Source organism: Gordonia sp. WA4-43, from assembly GCF_020520305.1.
In the GTDB taxonomy this organism is placed as follows: Bacteria; Actinomycetota; Actinomycetes; order Mycobacteriales; family Mycobacteriaceae; genus Gordonia; species Gordonia hongkongensis.
The window spans coordinates 2,623,355-2,643,192 of the sequence record NZ_CP084736.1; the positions used below are offsets into that span (position 1 = coordinate 2,623,355).

Here is a 19,838-nt window from a genome sequence, read left to right on the forward strand (position 1 = left end):
TACTGAAAAAGTAGATCCGAGTCAAACCGACTTGAGTCTTCGTCGCTCAGGTTTCTCGAAGTGTGTAACGGGGGTGGTCGACGGATTGTTCCCCGGTCGGCCAAAAAAGTTGAGCGGAGTTCGCTCAATGTCGGCCGGGGCCTCAAACGCGTATGACGTTGCGCCCGGTTTCCGGGCACAACGTCATACGGATGCGTGGCTTCTTCGACCTCGCCATCGCCGGGGCCCCGGCCCCGCAACTTCCACGGTGGTCAGTACGCCACCACCCCAACACGCTGCGCCTCCGTTACCCATCGGTCCCGGTCGCGTGGGGGCTACGGTCGATACATCCCCTCGACGCGGAGGTGGCGATGACCAAGACCACACCGAGCGATCCGCGATGGGTGCCGTGGCGCGTCGCGCCGGCGTCTGGCTTCGAGGTCGACGACCCGACCGGGCGTGGCGAGGTCGAGATCGCGCAGATCGACGAGCGACAGTTTCTCGTGCGCAACGCCTTTCGGTTCTCCGATCCCGCGGTCGAGGAGTACCTGGTAACACAACTGGTCGAGCGAGGACAGACGGAAGCCGATGCGCGGGGCGCCGTCGACGCGGCCCGCGCGTTTGTGCCCGGCGACGACAACCCCACCGACCTCGCCTCGATCCCCCGGTTCCTGCGCTGGTTCGAGAACCCTTACGGCAGACACTCACTCGCGGCGCTCATCCACGACGAGCTCATCACGGGCACCGTCAACTCCGGCGCGCTCGGGAGTGACACCCTGTCCGACCGGTTCTTCCGCGAGATGATGCGAGCGTCCGGCGTCCCCTGGCTCAAGCGGTGGATCATGTGGTCGGCCGTGGCACTTCGCACGCGATGGGTCGCCCGCGGATGGCGACGTCTCAGTGTGGTCGGGTGGCTGGTGCTGAGCCTCGTCGGCATCTGCGCGGCGGTCGGTTCGAGCGGGGCGCTGCTGTTCGATTGGTCGTGGCCGACATCATCGCCGGCGGTCTCTCTCCTGCTCTCCCTGCTGATGATCTTCGTCGCCGCGCCGCTGTGGGGGCGCCAGTGGGCGGCGAGTCTCGTTGCGGCCGTGGCCGCCTTGTGGGTCCTGCCCGCCGCGATCGTGGCTTACTTCGCCTATGCGCTGTATCTGTTGTCGGAGAGGATCGCTCGCACCGTCGGGCTCACGTAGCGGCTCGGCCGAGCATTCTTGTCGGTGGTCGGGTCTACCTTGGACGTATCAGTTGATCCGGTCAACCAGGCCGGGTGGCAACGACTTCGGGGGGAGTCACTGTGGGGGCATGGACGGATCTGCCGGGCGAGTTCCTCGCCGGGGTCGATCCTGCTTGTCCGTCCGATGCCGACACCGCCACCCATATGCAGCGTCTGGGGTCGATCCGCGCGGGCGAATCGTATCTGGCGTGGTGCCGCTATCAGACGATCCTGGTGTTGTGTGATCGGCTGTTGACCACTGTCGGCAACAGTTACGTCTCGGACGGTTTCGGTGACATCGTCGCCCGGGTGTCGCGCGAGGCCGGGATCACCCGCTACCGGGCGGGGATGCTGGTCGACGAGGCGTTGTGTCTTCGTGACCGGTTGCCGCGGGTGTTGGAGACGTTGCGCGACGGTGTCATCGGGCCGCACCAGATCCGCGAGATCATCGGCCGCACGCACCTGGTGTCCGATGATCACCTTCTCGACCCCGACGACCCCGCCAGCCGCCGGATCATCGAGGTGCTCGACGAATCGATCGCCGACCTGCTGCGCTCCCGGTCCGGGTCGTGGTCGACGTCAGGTTTGCGCGACATGATCGACCGCCTGGTCTTCGGCCACGACGCCGACGCCGTCCGCGAACGGCGCCGCGAAGCGCTCGACAAACGCGGCGTGTGGACCGAGAACCACGGTGACGGCACCGGTGAGATCACCGCGGTCATGGCCGCCGAGAACATCCGAGCTTGCGACGCCTCGGTACGGGAGTTGGCCGCATCAGTGTGCGACCGGGATGGCCGCACCCTCGGGGAACGCAAGTCCGACGCCATGTGCGCGTTGCTCACCCGAACAGCGTTCACCTGTGCGTGCGGTCAGTCCGACTGCACCGCAACACCTGTCGATCCTGGAGGTTCGGCGGCGAGTACCGAGATCGTGATTCACGTGGTGACCGACGCCGACACCCTGGCCGGCGGGTCCGGACCCGGGTGGGTCGACGGGCACGGAGTGATCTCCGACGAGCATGTGCGCGACCTCGCCGCCCGGCCCGACGCGACGACCAGGCCGGTCACCCCCATCCGCACACCACCCACGCAGGTCGTCGCCGGCGGCCCAGCCGCGACCGGCGAGGGCGGCGAGGGCGGATACGACGACGACACCACGCGTACGGCGAACATCGCCGCGCCACAGCAGGCTACAGATGACGCCGACACCAACACCAACACCGACGCCGGCGGCGCGGGTGACGCGTCGACGCCCCCGACTTCGGCCTCATCGTCGGCGGAGCCGGTGTCGTCGGAGGTCGTGGTGGTCTACCCGGCTGCCCTGCCTGGTGACCCGTATCGTCCGACAAGTGCGTGCGCGGAGTTCGTGCGGGTGCGCGACGGCTACTGCACCGAGCCGGGTTGCACGCGTTCGGCATTCACCGCCGATGTCGATCACGTCGCCGAGTACGACCACGCCCGGCCAGCACGCGGGGGTGCGACCTCGAGTGAGAACCTCAACGCCAAATGCCGTCCCGGTCATCTCCACAAGACCCACGGTGACTGGACCGATGTGCAGTACCGCGACGACGAGGGCCGCCTGGTCACCGAATACGTCACGCCCGAGGGCTTTGTGATCCCCGGCGAGGCCGAGACCCTCGAAGACCTCTTCCCCAACCTGCGTCGCATCCGGTTCGAACAAGCCGCGAAAGCCCCACCGACACCGCGGATCATCGTGCCCGAACGGCAAGGCAGACAACAACAAGGCCGACAACCGCGCACGATCACCGAACGCACCGCCGCGAAACACGCGAAGCGGCGAGAAGAACGTGCCCGCAACAAGGCACAACGCGAAGCGGATCGACTTGCCCGAGCCGAGGCAGCCAGCCATCAACCCGACACGCCCGACGACCCGCCACCCTTCTGACAGACGCCAACACCCCGGCGGAACGTGATCGTCCACGTACCACCGGGGTGTTGGACTGGGCCTGGGCTACAGCGCGCGGGATCAGGCCGCGGTCACCTGCGCGTCGACGGCGACTTCCAGCGCCTGCGCGACGATCTCGGCGACATCGGTCATCGGCCGCACGTCGAGGGCGTCGAGTACCTCGGCCGGCACGTCGTCGAGGTCGGGCTCGTTGCGCTGCGGGATGAAGATGGTCTTCAGCCCGTTGCGTTGTGCGGCAAGCAGTTTCTGCTTGACCCCACCGATCGGCAGGACCCGCCCGTTGAGCGTGACCTCGCCGGTCATCCCGACATCGCTGCGCACCTGACGTCCCGTCGCCATCGACACCAGCGCGGTGACCATGGTGACGCCGGCGCTCGGACCGTCCTTCGGCACGGCCCCGGCCGGAACGTGCACGTGGATGGTCTTGTCGAGCGCTTTCGGGTCGACGCCGAGCTGCTCGGCGTGCGCCCGCACGTACGACAGTGCGATCTGCGCCGACTCCTTCATCACGTCGCCGAGCTGGCCGGTCAACTTCAGACCCGGCTCACCCTCGGTGGCGTTCACCTCGATGAACAGGACGTCGCCGCCCATGCCCGTGACCGCGAGACCGGTTGCGACACCGGGGACCGCCGTCCGCTCCGCCGATTCCGGCGTGAAGCGCGGACGCCCCAGGTAGTCGCGCAGATCGGGCTCGTCGATGATGACGGGCGCCGTCGCGGTTCCCCCGTCTCCCGATTCGACCGCGAGGTTGGTCGCGGCCTTGCGAAGCGCCTTCGCCAGCAGCCGTTCGAACTGCCGCACACCGGGTTCGCGGGTGTAGTTGGCCGCGATCTCCCGCAGCGCCGCATCGGTGACGGTCACCTCGTCGGGTGTCAGCGCCGCCCGCTCCGCCTGCCGGGGCAGCAGGTAATCGCGGGCGATGGCGACCTTGTCGTCCTCGGTGTACCCGTCGAGCGTGACCAGCTCCATACGGTCGAGCAGGGCCGACGGGATGTTCTCGATGACGTTGGCGGTCGCGAGGAACAGCACATCGGACAGGTCGAGATCGAGATCGAGGTAGTGATCGCGGAAGGTGTGGTTCTGCGCGGGGTCGAGGACCTCGAGCAGCGCGGCGGCCGGGTCGCCCCGGTAGTCCGAGCCCACCTTGTCGATCTCGTCCAGCAGCACAACGGGATTCATCGATCCCGCCTCACCGATGGCCCGCACGATCCGGCCGGGCAGCGCACCGACGTAGGTACGCCGGTGGCCGCGGATCTCCGACTCGTCGCGCACACCGCCGAGGGCGACGCGCACGAACTTGCGGCCCAACGCCCGGGCGACGCTCTCACCGAGCGATGTCTTGCCGACCCCGGGAGGACCGGCGAGCACCATCACGGCGCCCGACCCGCGTCCGCCGACGACCTGCAGGCCGCGTTCGGCGCGACGGGCACGCACCGCGAGGTACTCGACGATGCGGTCCTTCACGTCGTCGAGGCCGTGGTGGTCGGCGTCGAGGATCTCGCGCGCGCCCTTGACGTCGGTCGAGTCCTCGGTCCGGGTGTTCCACGGCAGGTCGAGGACGGTGTCGAGCCAGGTGCGGATCCATCCGGTCTCCGGCGACTGGTCGCTGGCACGCTCGAGCTTGCCCACCTCGCGGAGCGCGGCCTCGCGCACCTTCTCGGGCAGGTCGGCTTCCTCGACGCGGCCGCGGTAGTCGTCGGCGCCCTCGGGTTCGTCCTCGCCGAGCTCCTTGCGGATGGCGGCGAGCTGCTGGCGAAGCAGGAATTCCTTCTGCTGCTTGTCCATGCCCGCGCGGACGTCCTCGGCGATCTTCTCGGTCACCTCGGACTCGGCCAGATGATCGCCGGTCCACTCGATGAGCAGCCGCAACCGCGCCGCGGTCACCGGCGTCTCGAGCAGCTCACGCTTCTGTTCGTCGGACAGCCACGACGCATAGCCCGAGGTGTCGGCGAGATCCGCCGGATCGGACATCTTGTTGACGGCGTCGATGAGCTGCCATGCCTCGCGGCGCTGCAGCATCGCCAGCACGAGCTTCTTGTACTCGCCGGCGAGTTCACGTTCTTCGTCGGTGGCGTCAACGGCGTCGACCTCGGTCACCTCGACCCACAGCGCCGCACCGTGACCGGGTGTCCCGGTCCCGATCTGCGCGCGCTGCTCACCCTTGACGACGGCTGCCATCCCGCCGCCCGGGATGCGGCCGACCTGCACGATCGACGCGATGACACCGTAGGTGGGATACCGGTCGTCCAGACGTGGGGCGACCAGCAGTTTCCCGGTCTCGCTCGCCCGGGCGGCGTCGACCGTGGCCTGTGCGGCATCGTCGAGCGGGATGGGCACGACCATGCCGGGCAGGACGACGACGTCGGGAACGAAGAGAACCGGCAGTGAATATGTCTGCGACATGAAACCTCCAGAGTTAAGTCTGACCGACTCAACCCAGGTGGCAGGAATCTTGTTCCCGGGCGATTTATGCCAGGAGCGAACGGGGTGCGGCCGCCCAGGTGAAGCCGTCCGATCGGGACGGTGGGCGTGAGCGTCAGCCGGGCGAACCTCAGGTGAGGTCGACCGCGGCGCGGGTGGCGAGGACGACGATCTGGGCGATCACCAGAACCGCGACGGCGACGAAGAACGCCGCGGTGGTCACGACGACACCGGCCGCCCCGCGCAGCGCACTCGGCACAGCCTGCAGCCAGGACACGGAGAGTCGGTGTGCGGGTGCGACATCGGGGGTCATGGGCGGACCTCTGCATACAACGAGCGACCACACCGTTGTGGTCGCAGTCACAACACTCAATCACAAGTAAGTACTTCTGTGCCACAAATAGTCATCAAGACTCATCCCGACCCGAACTCTCCGGCGCTGACCGTCCGAAACCCCGCCCGCCACGAAGTGCGGTAGAACCGAACCGACACCCACCCGAGGAGCCCACATGTCGATCGTCACGCCGACCACCACTCGTCAGCCGCTGGGCCGGGCCATCGCCCGGATCGCCCTGGGAGCGGTGCTGGTGATTGCCGGCGTCGGCCACCTCACCGCCCAGCGCGAGGAGTTCCAGGCACAGGTCCCCGACTGGGTGCCGTTCAGCAAGGACTTCGTGGTGCTGGCCTCCGGCGGCGTCGAGATCGCCCTGGGCGCCGCGTTGATCGCGCTGCCCCGCCACCGCAAGGTGGTGTCGTGGATCGTGGCCGCGTTCTTCGTGGTCATCTTCCCCGGCAACATCAACCAGTACGTCGAGCACATCGACGCCTTCGGACTCGACACCGACGAGAAGCGCCTGACGCGACTGTTCTTCCAGCCCGTCCTGGTGCTCTGGGCCATCGCGGCCGGCACGGGCGAACGCCGGGCCTAACCTGCCCGGGTAGCCGCATCCTGACAGGCGGTGTCCACACCCGCCCGGACCTGCGGCCGCACATCAGTGCTCGAGCGGATCGTGCACGCCGCCACCAGCCCGCCGACCGCGCAGCACGCCGCGCAGATGTACATGGCCGTCCGGAAGCCGTCGCCGAGCGGATCGCCGGGGCCCGCATCGATCCCCGCCACGGCGGGCAGCACCGCCACCGCAAGCAACCCCGCGAGCCGCGCCACCGCGTTGTTCACGCCCGACGCGGTACCGGCGAGCGCGTCGTCGACGGCGGCGAGCGCCGCTGAGGTGAGCGGCGCGACCGTCACCGTCATGCCGAGGCCGAACAGCAGCGCCCCGGGCAGCACGGAGTCGACGTAGCCCGAGCCCGGCTCGACGCGGGACATCAGCGCGAAACCACCGGCCGCGATGAGCGGGCCGACCGTCATCGGCAGCCGTGGCCCGGTCCGCTGCGCCAGCTTGCCGACCAAGGGCGACCCGAACAGCATGATGAACGTGCTCGGGAACATCGCCGCGCCGGCCTCGAACGCCGAGTAACCGAGGCTCTGCTGCAACTGCAGGGCCAGCAGGAACAGCGCACCGCCCAGCGCCGCATAGACCAGCAGCGTTGTCAGATTGGCGCCGGTGAACTGCGACGACCGGAACAGCCCCAGCGGTAGCAGCGGCGCCGGCACCCGCGACTCGATCACCACGAAGCCCACCAGCGCGACGACTCCGACCACCCCCGCCGCAACCGTTACCCCGTTCCACCCGTTCGACGGCCCCTCGATCAGGGCGTAGATGACGCCCGCGAGCCCGACGGTCATCGCCAGGGCGCCCGCCACGTCCAGCCGGGCGTTCGACGGCGCGCCTCGCGATTCGGGGACATGCCGGATCGCGATCCACAACGCTCCCAGGGCTAGCGGCACACTGAGCAGGAATGTCCACCGCCACGACGCCGCGTCGACGAGCCAGCCACCGAGGAACGGGCCCAGAGCCGTGGTCGCGCCGGACATCCCGGCCCACAGACCGACCGCGGCGCCCCGATCGGATGGCCGGATCTCGGCGTTGATCAACGCCAGACTGCCCGGCACGACCGCGGCCGCGGCGATCCCCTGCACGATCCGTGCGGCGACGAGGAGTTCGACGGTCGGCGACAGCCCGCACGCGACCGTGGCCACCGCGAACACGGCGAGACCTCCGGCGAAGACGAGCCGACGCCCATACCGGTCGCCGGCGACCCCACCGATCAACAACAACGCGCTCAGCGTGAGCAGATACCCGTCGAGTACCCACTGCTGACCGCGTAGACCGGTATCGAGGTCGCGCGCGATGGCCGGCAGTGCGACGTTGACGACGGTGCCGTCGATGAAGGCGACACCCGAACCGAGCACCGCGGCGACGATCAGCCACCGCCCCGCCGCCGACGCGGCCGGCACTCCTCGGGCGTCGGCGTCGGCCGCGCTGTTCTCGCTCATCGGTTCTCGGCGGTGATGAGCTCGGCGGCGACGACGTCGGCGAGCCCGTCGAACTGGTGACCGCCCACCGGATGACGATGCAGCGGCGCCGACGGAAGGAACGCCGCGTTCAGGTCCAGGTGCTCAACGGGCACCACGTCGTCGTCGACGCAGTGGTGGAACGAAGGGAGCAGAGAGCCGGTACCGGGGAACACGTACTGCGGAACATCCCAACCGTCCGGTCCCCAGTTCGGCATCGCAAGAAGCACAGCACTTCTCGAGGCGACATCGGCGTCGGCGAAAACATGCATCAGCACCGTCGCCCCGAACGAGTGCGCGACGACGTGATCGTCGGCGTCCAGCCCCTCGAGACGCTCCCGGATCGGACGGGCCCACGCCTCGATCGACATGTCGTCGTCAGAGAAACGAGGCATGTCCAGCGACGCGTCGAGTGCCGCGGCCAGCGCCTCGGCGAGCGGGCCGTCGTCGGCGTACCCGCCCGCGCCGTGGATGAAGAACAGCCGACGCTGCGTCATGCGTACTCACTCCCTGCCGACGATGCACCGGAGCCGATCAGCAGCAGACCGACCATCGCCCTGGCGTCGGCGTCGGTGTACCCGGGTCCGATGATGCACAGGTTGCCGATCGCCCGTAGGAAGGTCAGCGCGCAGATGTCCCGGCTGACCTCTCCCGTGGCCTGCGCCGGTTCGAGGAGCGAGGCGAACGCCGGCACGAGGGTGTCGAAGATGAGCGCGTGCAGATCGACGAGGCTCGGGTCGTCGGAGCTGAGCGCGTCACTCAAGCCGTGTTTGGTGACGAGGAAGTCGGTGAACGCCGACGTCCACCGGCACAGCGCGGCACGCGGCGGGACCTGTTCGGTTAGAAGCTGTTCCGCCAGTGCCACACACTCGTCGACCTGGTGCCGGTAGACCGCGGTGACCAGTTCGGCTCGGGACGGGAAATGCCGGTACACGGTGCCGACGCCGACACCGGCGCGCGTGGCGATGTCCCGCACCGGGGCCTGCACGCCCGCTTCGACGAAGGCCGCGGCCGCCGCCTCGAGAAGTGCCGTACGGCTCCGTTCGGCCTGCATCTGACGTGCTGTTTTTCCTGCGGACACCGTCCACCCCTTGCTCGCGGAACACTGTTCCGCTAGTTTGACGGAACATCGTTCCGTCCAGGTTATCGCGTACCGGCCCCGTCTCGAAGGTAACTCTCATGTCCACGGAAGTGCTCGCTCGTCAGATCGTCTCCGTCAAGCCCATCGTCGTCCCCACCTCGGACCGTCCGTTCCCGTTGACGGCGAGGGTCACCGCACCGGTCACCGGGGATCGGCTCCCGGTTCTCGTGTTCTCCCACGGCAACGCCTGGTCGATGGACGGTTACGCACCACTCGTCGATCGTTGGGCCGCATCAGGTTTCGTCGTCGTACAGCCGACGCATCTCGATTCCCGGCGCCACGGGATCGGATTCGACGACCCGCGATTCACGTCCATCTGGCGCACGCGAGTGCAGGACGCGCACGCGGTGATCGACCATCTCGACGAGATTCTGATCGCGGCCGGCGGGGACCTGCGCCCGCGCGTCGACATCGGCCTGCTCGCCGCGGCCGGCCACTCGTGGGGCGGTCAGACCGTCGGCACCCTCCTCGGCGCGCGTGTGATCGGGCCGGACGGGGTCGTCGGCCCGGATCTCGCACACCCCGCCGTGCGAGCGGGCGCACTGATGGCGACGGCCGGGACCGGCGACAGCCTGAGCGAGTACGCGCGCGAACACCTGCCGTTCATGCGGCCGGACTTCTCGACGATGTCCACCCCGGCGCTCGTCGTCGCCGGCGGCAAGGACGACTCGGCACTGTCGACACGTGGCCCGGAGTGGCTGACCGATGCCTTCCACCTCGCCCCCGGCACGACGGACCTGATGTGGATTCCGGACGGCGAACACACTCTCGGCGGTATCGCCGGTGAGGCGGTCCGGGAGACCACCGATGAGAACCCGGCCCGGGTCGCGCTGGTGGCCGACGCAGTCGCGGCCTTTCTACTCGACGCGCTCGGCGTCAGTTCGGCCGCGTGGGAAGCTCTGCGGCAGTCGGACTCCGTCGACTTCACGGTGCACCGGAAGTGACGCCGGCCGGTTCGACCCGGTTCGACACTAGGCCGGGCCGGCCGTCTCCAGCAGCGATTTCAGTTGTGCGAGATCCTTTTCCACCATCTGGGTGTCGCGGTCGAACTCGTCGTCGGACATGGCCAGCTGCCGGATCGTGAAGACGACTTCGGCACCTTCTGGATGTGCCAGCACCCGAAGCGGATTGAGCACGGTGTCCCCGGCGGGAAGCACCACCTCGTGGTCGACGACGCCGAGTCCGTTCCGCGGGACGAACCGGACGGTCACGGTGCCCATCGGCGACTCCACGAGCAACTCGTCACCCCGCCGGACCACCTCCGACTTCGCCAGCCCTGCGGCCCACCGCGGCAGGTTGTCGGGTTCGGCCGCGAAGTCGTAGACCCTCGCGGGTTCGGCGTTGATGACCACACTCACGTGCCGGCTGCGCATGTGGCCAACGTAGTCGTGACAGCATGCTGCCGCCTACCGATCCCGACGCCGATCTGCCCGGTCAGGAGAGCGACCCTGCGTCCCCCTCGGTGGGCTCGGCCAGTTCCCTCTCGATGAGCTGTTCGGCGACCTTGGCCAGCGGCGTGTTGGTGTCCTGGGACAGGCGTCGGAGCAGAGCGAAGGCGGCGACCGCATCGATGCGGAAGCGGTACATGATCATGCCCTTGGCCTGACCGATGATGTCCCGGCTGGCCAACGCACTGCGGAAGTGTTGTTGCTGCCGCGCGGCACGCAACGCCAGGGCGGCGTGGGTCGCGAACAACAGGCCGACTTCCAGGGACTCGTCGCCGAAGGCGTCGGGCGTATCGGCGAACATGTTGAGCGCGCCGATGGTCCCCTTGTCGGTGAACAGCTTGAACGACAGGCTGGACCGCAGCGGACTCTCGTCGAGGATGCGAGCGGAGAAGGCGGGAAAACGCTCGTCGCGGGCGATGTCGTTCACGAGCACGGTGTGGTGGTCCCAGGCCGCCTGCAGGCACGGGCCCTCGCCCGTTTCCTTCTGGATTCGGTCGGCCAGGTTCATCAGCGGGTCGGTGGGCGCCAGCGTGTCGAAGTTGTTCTTCTGATCGACCACGAGAACGCCGGCGTACTGCGCACCGGGGACGTACTCGACGGCGCCGGCGGTGACCGAGGGCAGCACCTCGGCCGACGTGTCCTCCGTGGACTCGGGAACGGCATGCATCTGCCGCGCCAGCTCGGCGATCTTGAAATGGACGTCTGTTGCCACCGGCACTCAACCTCGATTCGATGCGCCGGATCAGCCCGGCGAACCCCGTGATTCTACAAACCTCTCATACCTTCAACCCCGTTGTTCGTGCCGAGCCGTCTCTCGGATGGCTCTGGATCGGCTCAATCTTTGGGACGATCAGGCCCTTATCCCCGGGCGACGTGATCTCTACCATTGGCCCGGTGATCAAACGGTTCAGTGTCTCCGTCCTCTGTGTCATCGCGGCGATCACGGGGGCGGTGGCCGTCGGCACGCCCGCGGCGCAGGCCGCACCGTCGTGCTCCGACGTCGAGGTCGTGTTCGCGCGCGGCACCGTGGAGACCTCTCCGCCGCTGGGCCTCACCGGGATCTCCTTCGTCGAGGCCGTTCGCTCGCAGCTGCCGGGCAAGTCCGTCAGCGCCTACGGCGTCAAGTACCCGGCCAGCGACCAGTTCAACAACCGGCTGAAGTTCGCGCGCACGGTGGCCGACGGCGTCCGCACCACCCAGAACCGCATCAAGTACCTGGCCGCGAAGTGCCCGGACACCAAGGTCGTCCTCGGCGGCTACTCCCAGGGCGCCGTCGTCGCCGGCTACGCCGTCCACGCCGGGCTGGACCTGCCCGCCCGGTACGCCGCCTACGACCGGTTCGTGCCGCCGCCGCTGCCGGCGAACATGGCGCGCAACGTCGCCGCGATCGTGCTCTACGGCGCGCCGTCGGATCGCTTCATCGACGACATCGGCGCTCCCCCGGTCAAGGTGGCCGCACCGTACCGCAGCCGCACCGTTCGCTACTGCATCCCCGGCGACACCATCTGCGACGGCGCGCCGGTCGGCGGCCCGAATGCCCTGCACGTGCTCTACTCGGTCAACGGCATGACGCTCGAGGGCGCCCGGTACGCGGCCCGGCGGGTCTGAGCTCGGTTCAGAAGTCCGGCGCAGGCACGACTTTCGCGAAGGTCCTGCTGGCGTCGGACTTCTCCGCTTCGTAGACGAGAGCCAGTTCGGCGCGCTCGAAGTTCTGGAACCACTCGTCCCAGGTGATGTGCTCGAGGTCGCCGTCGACCGCACCGTCGAAGTCGATGCGGAGCATTCCTGTTCCGCCGACGCTCCGGATGTCGCGAACGCGGGCGGGCACACCCCGGTGGGTGGTCGCCCACTCCCGGATCTCGTCGTGATCGCGCGTCGTCCTGCAGTGAGACCCCATCGGTCGTCTCCTATCGTGCCGCACCGAAACCCACCATTGGGCATCGCGGTCCGTGGACCGCCCTGTCCTTGTCTCGGCGTCCGGGCGTCCGACGTCAACCGCTGATCGGTGCGCTGTTCATACCCAGGACAGGCTCTCGTCAACCCTGCGTGACCCGGGATGTCAGGGCGCGGCTCGGAGCGAGACGGTGAGATCGAAATGGTCGAAGGCGCGTGGCATCTCGACGTCGCCGCCGCGCACACGTGGCGCGAGCACGTTGTCGTCGAGTTCGTGATCCCGGCAGATCGCCGCCAGCACCGCCGTGCTGAACATCAGGACCACGTTGCGTCCCGGGCATTCGCCCGGGCCGTCGCTGAAGGGTACGACACCGGCGAGTCTCTGCGCTCGACCGTCGGTCCAGGCCTCGGGGGTGAAACGCTGGGCGAAGTCCATCGCGTCGTCGTCGCGCTGGAAGAACTCCGCGATCACGATCGTGGTCGCACCCTCGGAGACCGCGCCACCGTCCCACGGGACATCCCTGCTCGCCTGGCGCAGGATGGCGAGGGTCGTCGGCCACAAGCGAAGCGATTCCAGTACGGTCGCACGGAGTGTCGGCAGCACGCGCGCCTCGCCGGGATCCCCGCCGGCGATCTCGCTCCGCGCCGCCGCGGCAGTCGCGGGGTGGGCGGCCAGCAGCGCGAGCGATCGGTGGACGGCCACCGCGACCGCGTCGAATGCGAACAGCCAGTGCGGGATCTGACCGGTCGGGTCCAGCGAGCCGGGGCTGTCCAGTGCGTCTCTGGTGACCCCGGCGAGCGAGTCGCCGGGCGCGGCGGCCACAAGGTGGTCGAGACGCCGCCGGAAGTTGTTGTAGGTGGTGGACCGGTACGGGAAGACCGGGCCCCAGTTGGCATCCCGACGCAGCGCCGTCAGCAGGTCGGTCACCTTCTCGTCGTCGCGGGCCGCGTCACCGAAGACGAAGCGGCGCACCATGCGCCAGTGCGCGACGGCGTAGGCGTCCCACGTCAGACGGCCGTCGGTGATGGTCGCGAGCAGCTCCCCGATCTCGGATTCGACGATCTGTCCGCATCGTCGGTGCAGGGAGTGCACGTCGGAGGAGGTCTGCAGCGCCAGTTCGTTCAGTTCACGACGGGCCCGGCGATGCCGGTTGTCCGAGATGAGCACGCCCGTCGGCTGGAAGCGCGACAGCGCCGCGACCTTCTCCTTCGACGCCGGGGTGAACGGGTCCGGCGTGCCGTCGAGCGTCGCGGTCACCGCCGGAGGACGCAACGCGAGCACCATCGAACGCGGGAAGGTGAGGGCCAGCGCGTCGGCGTCGTCGTATCTGGACCGCAGACCGTTCAGCACCCGCGCCGCGCGACCGTGGGTGTCCCACCGCCCACCGAGTCGGACCATCGACTTGCGCCGCGCCACAACACCTTCGGCGATCACCGGGGCGAGCACACCGGCCAGGATGCGGCCGTTGTCGAGGAGTCCTGCTCGCGCCAGCCGCGGCGTCGTGGTCGCCTGGCCTGCGCTTTCCTGCACGTCATCATCGGGTCCCCGTGACATCTACGACGGCTCTCCTCACCACAGCGGATTCACGCCGGGCGGACCGCGGCGTCGGCTGCCCCCGGTCTACCCGTCGACCGTGCTGACCAAACCGTCGTCTGTGCGTCCCGGACTCTCAGGACGAGCCGCGGTCGCCGGCGGTGTCGAGCGAGGCGTCGAGGCGATGGAAGCCGTCCCGGAGGTAGACCGTCCCGTCCTCGACGGTCTCCACGTCGTCCCATGGGATGAGCACGGTGCCGCGGTGCAACCACGCGAAGAACCGGTTCAGCGCCCATGGCCGCACGACCCCCTGGCGTTCGTACCCGAGGAAGGACACGCGATTCCGGCGGTTGACGAGCAACCCGACCAGCCTCAGTGCGTCGTCCTCCACCTCGAAGCGCAGGTCGATCACGTGGCCGACGTGATCGCCGTCCGATCCTCGGACGGTGCAGCTCAACAGGTCGCTGGCAATCATCGCTTCCCGCTCCCGGGGATGCGCGCGACGATGTGATCCCGGCACCATCGTTCCGGCCACGCGAGTTCGAGTTCCTCCTGCGCGTCGTCGATCGCGACGCGCACATCGATGTCGCGCACGCGGTCGAAGGGGATGCGGTCGAGTTCGCTGATGTGCGGCCCGCCGCCGATGAATCGGTAGAAGAGCGCGCGGCCGGTGAGCAGGGCGGAGACCCGCGGCGGACCATCCTCCGGCATTTCGATCTCAACGTCGTCGACGACGCCGAGCGGCACCCCATCCCGATCATGGATCTGCCTGTCCAGCAGATGGAGTCGGAGATCGATCGTGGCCCGGCGCGACAACCCGCGGTCGTCGTCCCGCGCACTCACCGCCCCGCCCCCGTCACGATCAGCAGTGGTATCGCAGCCACCGAGGCGACCACGATGGTGCCCAGATAGATGGTTCCGAAGAAGTTCATCACTCGCCCGTTCACTCTGTCTCCCATGTATTCTCGATCATTCGCCACCACGAGGATCGGTAGATAGGTCAACGGCAGGGCGACCGCGGAGAACACGACCGAATACTCGGTGACCATGATCGGATCGACGCCGGTCAGCAGGATCAGCACTCCCCCGAGGAGGAACACGATGATCACGAGGTGGAACCGTGCCGCTTGGAACGGCTTCTTGGCTGCGCCCCACGGCCATCCGGCGTACTGGGCGATGGAGTAACCGGTCGACAGCGCCGTCTCGAGGGCCGCGCCGGTCGTCGCCGCGACCAGCCCGATGATCGCGAAGGCGAGCGCAAGCTGTCCGCCGGCCTGCGCCACGGGTAAGACGACCTGCGACAGCGAGTCCACCGAGATGTCGGCGGGCATCAGGTAGAGCGCTGCGGCGCCGGCTATCGCGATCGAACCAAGGCCGCCGAGGGGGAATCCGACCAGCACATTCCATCGCTCTCGGGCGAGATCCTTACGCCGCCAACCCTCCTCGATACCGCCCGAGGAGAAGAAGAAGACCTCGTACGGTGTCATCGCCGCACCGAACAGCGCGATGGCGTAGTACCAGTAGGTGGGTACCGACTCCTGTGACGGGATCGAGGGCGCCGTCATCTGACTCCACACCTCACCCCAGGGCGGTTGCAACAGGAAGAAGACCACGCCGAACACGGCCAGGCACAGGCCGAGCAGGCCGGTCACGTTCTCCATGATCTTGAAGTTGGCCCGCCACAGGATTATCCACACACCGAACGCGGCGACCGGCACCCACAGCAGCGGCGCGACCCCGCTGGCCAGTTGCAGCGCCAGTGCGATTCCGCCGATCTCGGCGGTGAGGGTGAGTCCGGTGACGAACAGCGAGGCGACGAGGTTGGCCGCACCCATCCGCGGGCCGAGTCGTTCCCGGATGATCTCGAAGGTACTGCGTCCGCTCACCGCGGCGACCCGCCCGGACATCTCGGCGAACAGACAGATGCCGATGACGCCGACCACGACGACCCACACCAGGCTGAAGCCGAATCGCGAGCCGACCACCGCGTTGGTGACGATGTCGCCGATGTCGAGGAAGCCGCCGATGGCGGTCAGGATGCCGAGCGCGACGCCGAAGATCGTCTTCACCGGTTCATCCCCTCCCGCCGGCTGCGGAACGGGGGTCGTCGACGATCCGCTGCAGCCGCTCGCCGACCTTGCTCAACGCGTCGAGCGACTCGGCGACCCGCGGGTCCTCGCGGTCGAGCAGCGTCACCGAGCGGGCGGAGACGAGAACCCGGGTGGCCTCGCCCATGGCGTCCTCGACGCCCGCCCGCATCGGTTCATCGGCCACGTTGTCGATGTCGAGGTTGACGACCGCCCCGTAGGCGGACAGTGACTGCTCGATGAGGTCGTCGAAGAGGACGCGCACATACTGTCGCGGTGCGCGGTCCTCGGTCCACAGGCGCAGCCCCTCCTCGCCGGAGGCGACCGAGCTCACCACGTCGCCGGACGAATGCGACAGTTCGGCCGTCACGCCGCCGGGTTGCCGGGCGCACCCGACGAGGAGGAGCAGACACAGTCCGCACGCGAGAACCGCGCGCAGCGTGGTCGATCCGGCCGTCAGCCCGGTCGGCAGCAGCATCACCGTCCCCTTCTGTCGCGTCCTGGCGTCGAGGCGGTCCGCGTCCGCCACAGGCCGCCTCGTGGAATAGCCCGCGGGACGGCGAGCGAAACCGGCACCGGTCATGCGCAATCCACTGGTCGGCGATGCCCCCGAGCGCGGATTTGGCCCGTCGGGGCGGTTCCTCAGCCCGCGAGCAGCGCGACGATGGCCCTCGCCAGGCCACGTCGGGCCAACTGCTGATCCTGGAAGGTGCCGAGCTGCTTCTCCGACACCAGGCCCCGCATGGCCCCGGGCAGGAACGCCGCGACCTCACGTACCCGCTCCGGATCGACGTCGAGGTCGGCGAAAGCGCGCTGGCACGAATCGATCCACGACGGCCCCCACGACGCGAACTCGGCGGCGGTCTTGGGGAACATCCGACGCAACTCGTCCGGATCGCGCGGCAGGGCCGCCCGCAGGGTCTCGATCGCACGGGATTCGGGCGCGGTCAGTCCGTCGTACATGAGGTCGACGATGGCCGCGACCCGCTCTGCCAGTGGCGCATCGGGTTTCACACTCATCGGGAGGTCGCCGCGATGTTCCGCGGTCCGATGCAGCACCGCCGCCCACAGACCGTCGATGTCGTCGAATTGATACTTGACCGCGCCCCACGTCGCGCCGATGTCCTTGGCGATCCGATTGCCCGACACGGAGGCGGGGTCGCCGGTGGCCAACGAGGCGAGCGCGGCGTCGAGCATCGCCTCGCGCGTCGCCTGGCCGCGCCTGTTCACCCGCCGGGTGACGCTGCCCGTACCGCCGTCGGGGGATCCGTCGTCCACGCGGACGTCGGAGGTGCGGGATTCGCCGGGAACCATGGCTGCCGATCGTAGCCGCTGCTGACCGCGGTCATGGCGTAGCGGCAATGCGCTGACCGGCGCGATGTTTGGCGATCGTTCGCTCGGCTACCCGTCCGTCGGGTCGATCGCGACGAAGTGCGGACGACCATCGTCCGACGAGGCAGCCGGCCCGTTCGGACACAACCCGACATTTGGCACAAACCGTTACCCGAAGCGGTAGATACAGACAGCAAGAGTTTGTATCATTGTGCAGCCGATGTGACACAAGTCACCGGTGGTCCGAGGGGGACGACATGAATGCAGCGACCGGCATCGGAGCCGCCCGCCACGCCCTGTCCGGCCTGCTGCCGGCCGAGGCGCGTCGCCGACTCCGCAACCGCGTCTACAAGGACACGCTGTTCAACAGCCGCGAACCCGAACGGACCTCATGGGCGGTGACCGACGACGGCGCGCGGCTGCGCGTCGTCCATCACGGACCCGCGGACGCTCCCGTACTCGTTCTCGTGCATGGTTGGTCGTGTTGTGTCGAGTACTGGAATCCGCAGATCAATGCGATGGCCGAGCGCTACCACGTCATCGCCTACGACCAGCGCGGCCACGGCGAGAGCACCTGGGGCCGTCGCGCGTTCGACACCGACGTCTTGGCCGATGACCTGTCCACCGTGGTCTCCCAGACGCTCCCGGAAGCAGCCACAGCCGTGTTCGTCGGGCACAGCATGGGCGGCATCACCCTGCAGGCCTGGGCTCACCGGCATCGCGGTCAGGCCGAGTCACGAGCCACCGCAATGGTTCTCGCCAACACCACCTGGGGCGGGGTCGCCACCGAGAGCCGGGTCCTGCCGCTCGTCAACGGCCCGATCAAGGCGCCGCTGTGGCTGCTGCAGATGGCGCTGTCCATACCGGTTCCGTTCCCGGGAGATCGGTTCACGCGGAGCGTCATCCGGCATCGCATCCTGAACGGCCGATCGGCGACCGTCGATCACGCCGCGTTCGTCCTCGCGATGACCCGCTCGTGCTCGCCCAGCTCCCGCGCGAAGTCCGCCGTGGCCCTTCTCCAGTTGGCGATGGGACCCGCCGGCGCCGACGCCATCACCGTGCCGACCACGGTCATCGGCGGGCGGCACGACCTCCTTCTCCCGCACGCGATGACCCAGCGCATCGCGCATGCCCTGTCGGTTCGCGGCTACCTCGATCGCCTGGTCGTCCTCGACACCGGTCACGCGTCGAACATCGAGGCGGCCGAGGACTTCACGGCCGAGATCCATCGGGTCATGCATTCCGCGTCACCGAGTCCGGAGCTCGCCGAAACCGCCAGCTGACCAGGCACGGACTTTTTCATAGAACCCTCTTGCATTCTCGTCGCGCGGGACCTACGGTTGCCGCATGGCGAGAACGCCGCTGTCGATGACACCCACTGGTTGGTTTCAGGTCGCCTGGTGCTCGGAGATCCCGGTCGGGGCGGTCCACACGATGAAGTACTTCGGGCGCGAGATGGTCGCCTGGCGGTCGCGGTCGGGCCAGGTGTCCGTATTCGACGCCTATTGCGAGCACCTCGGCGCCCATCTCGGGCACGGCGGCCACGTCGAGGGCGAGAACCTGGTGTGTCCGTTCCACGGCTGGGAGTGGAACCGCGAGGGGCGCAACGTGTGCATCCCGTACGAGAAACACCCGAACCGGGGACGCCGCATCCGCAGCTATCCGGTCGTCGAGCGCAACGAGGCCGTCTGGATCTGGCACGACACCGACGGTCGCCCTCCATATTTCGATGTTCCCGACATCTTCGGTGACTTCGGCGACGACAGCACCGCGGCCGACTACTATCCGCCGGTCCCCGCGGCCACCCTGTTCCGGCCGGGACTCGAGATCCATCCGCAGTACATCATGGAGAACGGCGTCGACTTCGCCCACTTCAAGTTCGTCCACAAGACCCCGTTCATGCCGGAGTTCACCCGGCACGACTTCGACGGCCCGGTGTCCCACGTCGACTTCACCATCGCCTTCGACGAGGGCGCGACGCTCGAGAACGCCACCAGCGGAGTCGAATCCATCAATGCCGGATTGGGCTGTTCGGTCACGAAGAGCTGGGGCATGGTCGACAATCGCACGATGCCGGCGGTCACCCCGGTCGACGAGCACACCTCCGACGTCCGGTTCACCGTGTGGATCGGCCGCAAACCGGGCGAGGAGACCGGCGAGATCACCCGCTACGGCACCGTCATGGCCGATCTCGTCATCGAGCAGTTCGCCGCTGACATCGACATCTGGGCACACCAGCGCTACTCCGATCCACCCGCACTGTCCCGCAAGGAGTTCGAGGGCTTCACGGCACTTCGCAAGTGGGCGCGACAGTTCTACCCCGACGGCGGGCCCGACGATGCCGATCCGTCGTCGTCGAGTGGAGCGGTGCTGCCACAAGGCGATGACTTCGTCCGCATCCGCCGTTCCGAGCTCGAGGCGCTACGCGCCGCCACGCAATCCTGACATACG

At 68.3% G+C, this 19,838-nt stretch carries 21 protein-coding genes; 7 read left to right on the forward strand and 14 right to left on the reverse strand.

Annotation, left to right across the window (positions count from 1 at the left end):
* Nucleotides 1-350 precede the first annotated feature (350 nt).
* Together LEL84_RS11775 and LEL84_RS11780 are read left to right on the forward strand one after the other, a co-directional pair.
* Nucleotides 351-1,169 (forward strand): DUF1353 domain-containing protein, encoded by an 819-nt coding sequence (locus LEL84_RS11775; RefSeq protein ID WP_226514159.1) that lies wholly within the window; start codon nucleotides 351-353, stop codon nucleotides 1,167-1,169.
* A gap of 101 nt (nucleotides 1,170-1,270) precedes the next feature.
* Entirely contained in the window at nucleotides 1,271-3,094 is a 1,824-nt protein-coding gene (locus LEL84_RS11780; RefSeq protein ID WP_226514160.1) for an HNH endonuclease signature motif containing protein, read from the forward strand.
* 81 nt (nucleotides 3,095-3,175) lie between these two features.
* Here LEL84_RS11780 and lon read toward each other — a convergent pair whose 3' ends face one another.
* Nucleotides 3,176-5,518: an endopeptidase La gene (gene lon / locus LEL84_RS11785; protein WP_226514161.1), complete on the reverse strand. Its 2,343-nt coding sequence runs from the start codon at nucleotides 5,516-5,518 to the stop codon at nucleotides 3,176-3,178.
* A gap of 148 nt (nucleotides 5,519-5,666) precedes the next feature.
* A complete protein-coding gene (locus LEL84_RS11790; protein ID WP_065632450.1) occupies nucleotides 5,667-5,849 on the reverse strand; it encodes a hypothetical protein in 183 nt (60 codons plus the stop codon).
* A gap of 196 nt (nucleotides 5,850-6,045) precedes the next feature.
* Here LEL84_RS11790 and LEL84_RS11795 point away from each other — a divergent pair, with 196 nt between their 5' ends.
* Nucleotides 6,046-6,465: a MauE/DoxX family redox-associated membrane protein gene (locus LEL84_RS11795; protein WP_058249658.1), complete on the forward strand. Its 420-nt coding sequence runs from the start codon at nucleotides 6,046-6,048 to the stop codon at nucleotides 6,463-6,465.
* Here LEL84_RS11795 and LEL84_RS11800 read toward each other — a convergent pair.
* Genes LEL84_RS11800 through LEL84_RS11810 form a run of 3 tightly spaced genes read right to left on the reverse strand, consistent with a single transcriptional unit; the run spans nucleotide 6,462 to nucleotide 9,033 of the window.
* Nucleotides 6,462-7,934, reverse strand: coding sequence for an MFS transporter (locus tag LEL84_RS11800; protein WP_226514162.1), 1,473 nt, complete (start codon nucleotides 7,932-7,934; stop codon nucleotides 6,462-6,464). The two genes, LEL84_RS11795 and LEL84_RS11800, sit on opposite strands and share 4 nt — an antisense overlap.
* Nucleotides 7,931-8,449 carry an alpha/beta fold hydrolase gene (locus LEL84_RS11805; RefSeq protein WP_226514163.1) on the reverse strand — a complete coding sequence of 173 codons (519 nt, stop codon included), beginning with the start codon at nucleotides 8,447-8,449 and terminating at the stop codon, nucleotides 7,931-7,933. Before LEL84_RS11805 ends, LEL84_RS11800 begins: the two co-directional genes overlap by 4 nt.
* Nucleotides 8,446-9,033 (reverse strand): TetR/AcrR family transcriptional regulator, encoded by a 588-nt coding sequence (locus LEL84_RS11810; protein WP_226514164.1) that lies wholly within the window; start codon nucleotides 9,031-9,033, stop codon nucleotides 8,446-8,448. The genes LEL84_RS11805 and LEL84_RS11810 overlap by 4 nt, the downstream gene beginning before the upstream one ends.
* Nucleotides 9,034-9,131: 98 nt before the next feature.
* Between LEL84_RS11810 and LEL84_RS11815 the strand changes: the two genes are divergently transcribed.
* Nucleotides 9,132-10,037 (forward strand): alpha/beta hydrolase family protein, encoded by a 906-nt coding sequence (locus tag LEL84_RS11815; RefSeq protein WP_226514165.1) that lies wholly within the window; start codon nucleotides 9,132-9,134, stop codon nucleotides 10,035-10,037.
* Between the two features lie 27 nt (nucleotides 10,038-10,064).
* Here the strand turns inward: LEL84_RS11815 and LEL84_RS11820 are convergent, their stop codons facing one another.
* A complete protein-coding gene (locus LEL84_RS11820; protein WP_159371539.1) occupies nucleotides 10,065-10,466 on the reverse strand; it encodes an SRPBCC family protein in 402 nt (133 codons plus the stop codon).
* A gap of 61 nt (nucleotides 10,467-10,527) precedes the next feature.
* Nucleotides 10,528-11,253, reverse strand: a complete 726-nt coding sequence (locus LEL84_RS11825) for a GAF and ANTAR domain-containing protein (protein ID WP_159371540.1) — start codon at nucleotides 11,251-11,253, stop codon at nucleotides 10,528-10,530.
* 173 nt (nucleotides 11,254-11,426) lie between these two features.
* On the opposite strand from LEL84_RS11825, the gene LEL84_RS11830 reads away from it, so the two are divergent.
* Nucleotides 11,427-12,149 (forward strand): cutinase family protein, encoded by a 723-nt coding sequence (locus tag LEL84_RS11830; protein WP_226514299.1) that lies wholly within the window; start codon nucleotides 11,427-11,429, stop codon nucleotides 12,147-12,149.
* Between the two features lie 7 nt (nucleotides 12,150-12,156).
* Here the strand turns inward: LEL84_RS11830 and LEL84_RS11835 are convergent, their stop codons facing one another.
* The 7 genes from LEL84_RS11835 to LEL84_RS11865 form a co-directional block, all read right to left on the reverse strand.
* Nucleotides 12,157-12,438 carry a hypothetical protein gene (locus LEL84_RS11835; protein ID WP_065632445.1) on the reverse strand — a complete coding sequence of 94 codons (282 nt, stop codon included), beginning with the start codon at nucleotides 12,436-12,438 and terminating at the stop codon, nucleotides 12,157-12,159.
* Between the two features lie 162 nt (nucleotides 12,439-12,600).
* Complete coding sequence (locus LEL84_RS11840) at nucleotides 12,601-13,989, reverse strand: cytochrome P450 (protein ID WP_226514166.1); 1,389 nt, start codon at nucleotides 13,987-13,989, stop codon at nucleotides 12,601-12,603.
* Nucleotides 13,990-14,104: 115 nt separating this feature from the next.
* Nucleotides 14,105-14,443, reverse strand: a complete 339-nt coding sequence (locus LEL84_RS11845) for a PRC-barrel domain-containing protein (protein WP_065632444.1) — start codon at nucleotides 14,441-14,443, stop codon at nucleotides 14,105-14,107.
* Complete coding sequence (locus LEL84_RS11850) at nucleotides 14,440-14,811, reverse strand: PRC-barrel domain-containing protein (RefSeq protein ID WP_226514167.1); 372 nt, start codon at nucleotides 14,809-14,811, stop codon at nucleotides 14,440-14,442. Before LEL84_RS11850 ends, LEL84_RS11845 begins: the two co-directional genes overlap by 4 nt.
* Nucleotides 14,808-16,037 (reverse strand): Nramp family divalent metal transporter, encoded by a 1,230-nt coding sequence (locus tag LEL84_RS11855; RefSeq protein ID WP_226514168.1) that lies wholly within the window; start codon nucleotides 16,035-16,037, stop codon nucleotides 14,808-14,810. Before LEL84_RS11855 ends, LEL84_RS11850 begins: the two co-directional genes overlap by 4 nt.
* 4 nt (nucleotides 16,038-16,041) lie before the next feature.
* Nucleotides 16,042-16,584: a hypothetical protein gene (locus LEL84_RS11860; protein WP_137809531.1), complete on the reverse strand. Its 543-nt coding sequence runs from the start codon at nucleotides 16,582-16,584 to the stop codon at nucleotides 16,042-16,044.
* A gap of 113 nt (nucleotides 16,585-16,697) precedes the next feature.
* Nucleotides 16,698-17,369 (reverse strand): TetR/AcrR family transcriptional regulator, encoded by a 672-nt coding sequence (locus LEL84_RS11865; protein WP_065632440.1) that lies wholly within the window; start codon nucleotides 17,367-17,369, stop codon nucleotides 16,698-16,700.
* A 275-nt stretch (nucleotides 17,370-17,644) separates the two neighbouring features.
* Between LEL84_RS11865 and LEL84_RS11870 the strand changes: the two genes are divergently transcribed.
* Nucleotides 17,645-18,670 carry an alpha/beta fold hydrolase gene (locus LEL84_RS11870; RefSeq protein WP_065632439.1) on the forward strand — a complete coding sequence of 342 codons (1,026 nt, stop codon included), beginning with the start codon at nucleotides 17,645-17,647 and terminating at the stop codon, nucleotides 18,668-18,670.
* A gap of 64 nt (nucleotides 18,671-18,734) precedes the next feature.
* Nucleotides 18,735-19,832, forward strand: coding sequence for a Rieske 2Fe-2S domain-containing protein (locus tag LEL84_RS11875; protein WP_226514169.1), 1,098 nt, complete (start codon nucleotides 18,735-18,737; stop codon nucleotides 19,830-19,832).
* Nucleotides 19,833-19,838: the final 6 nt, after the last annotated feature.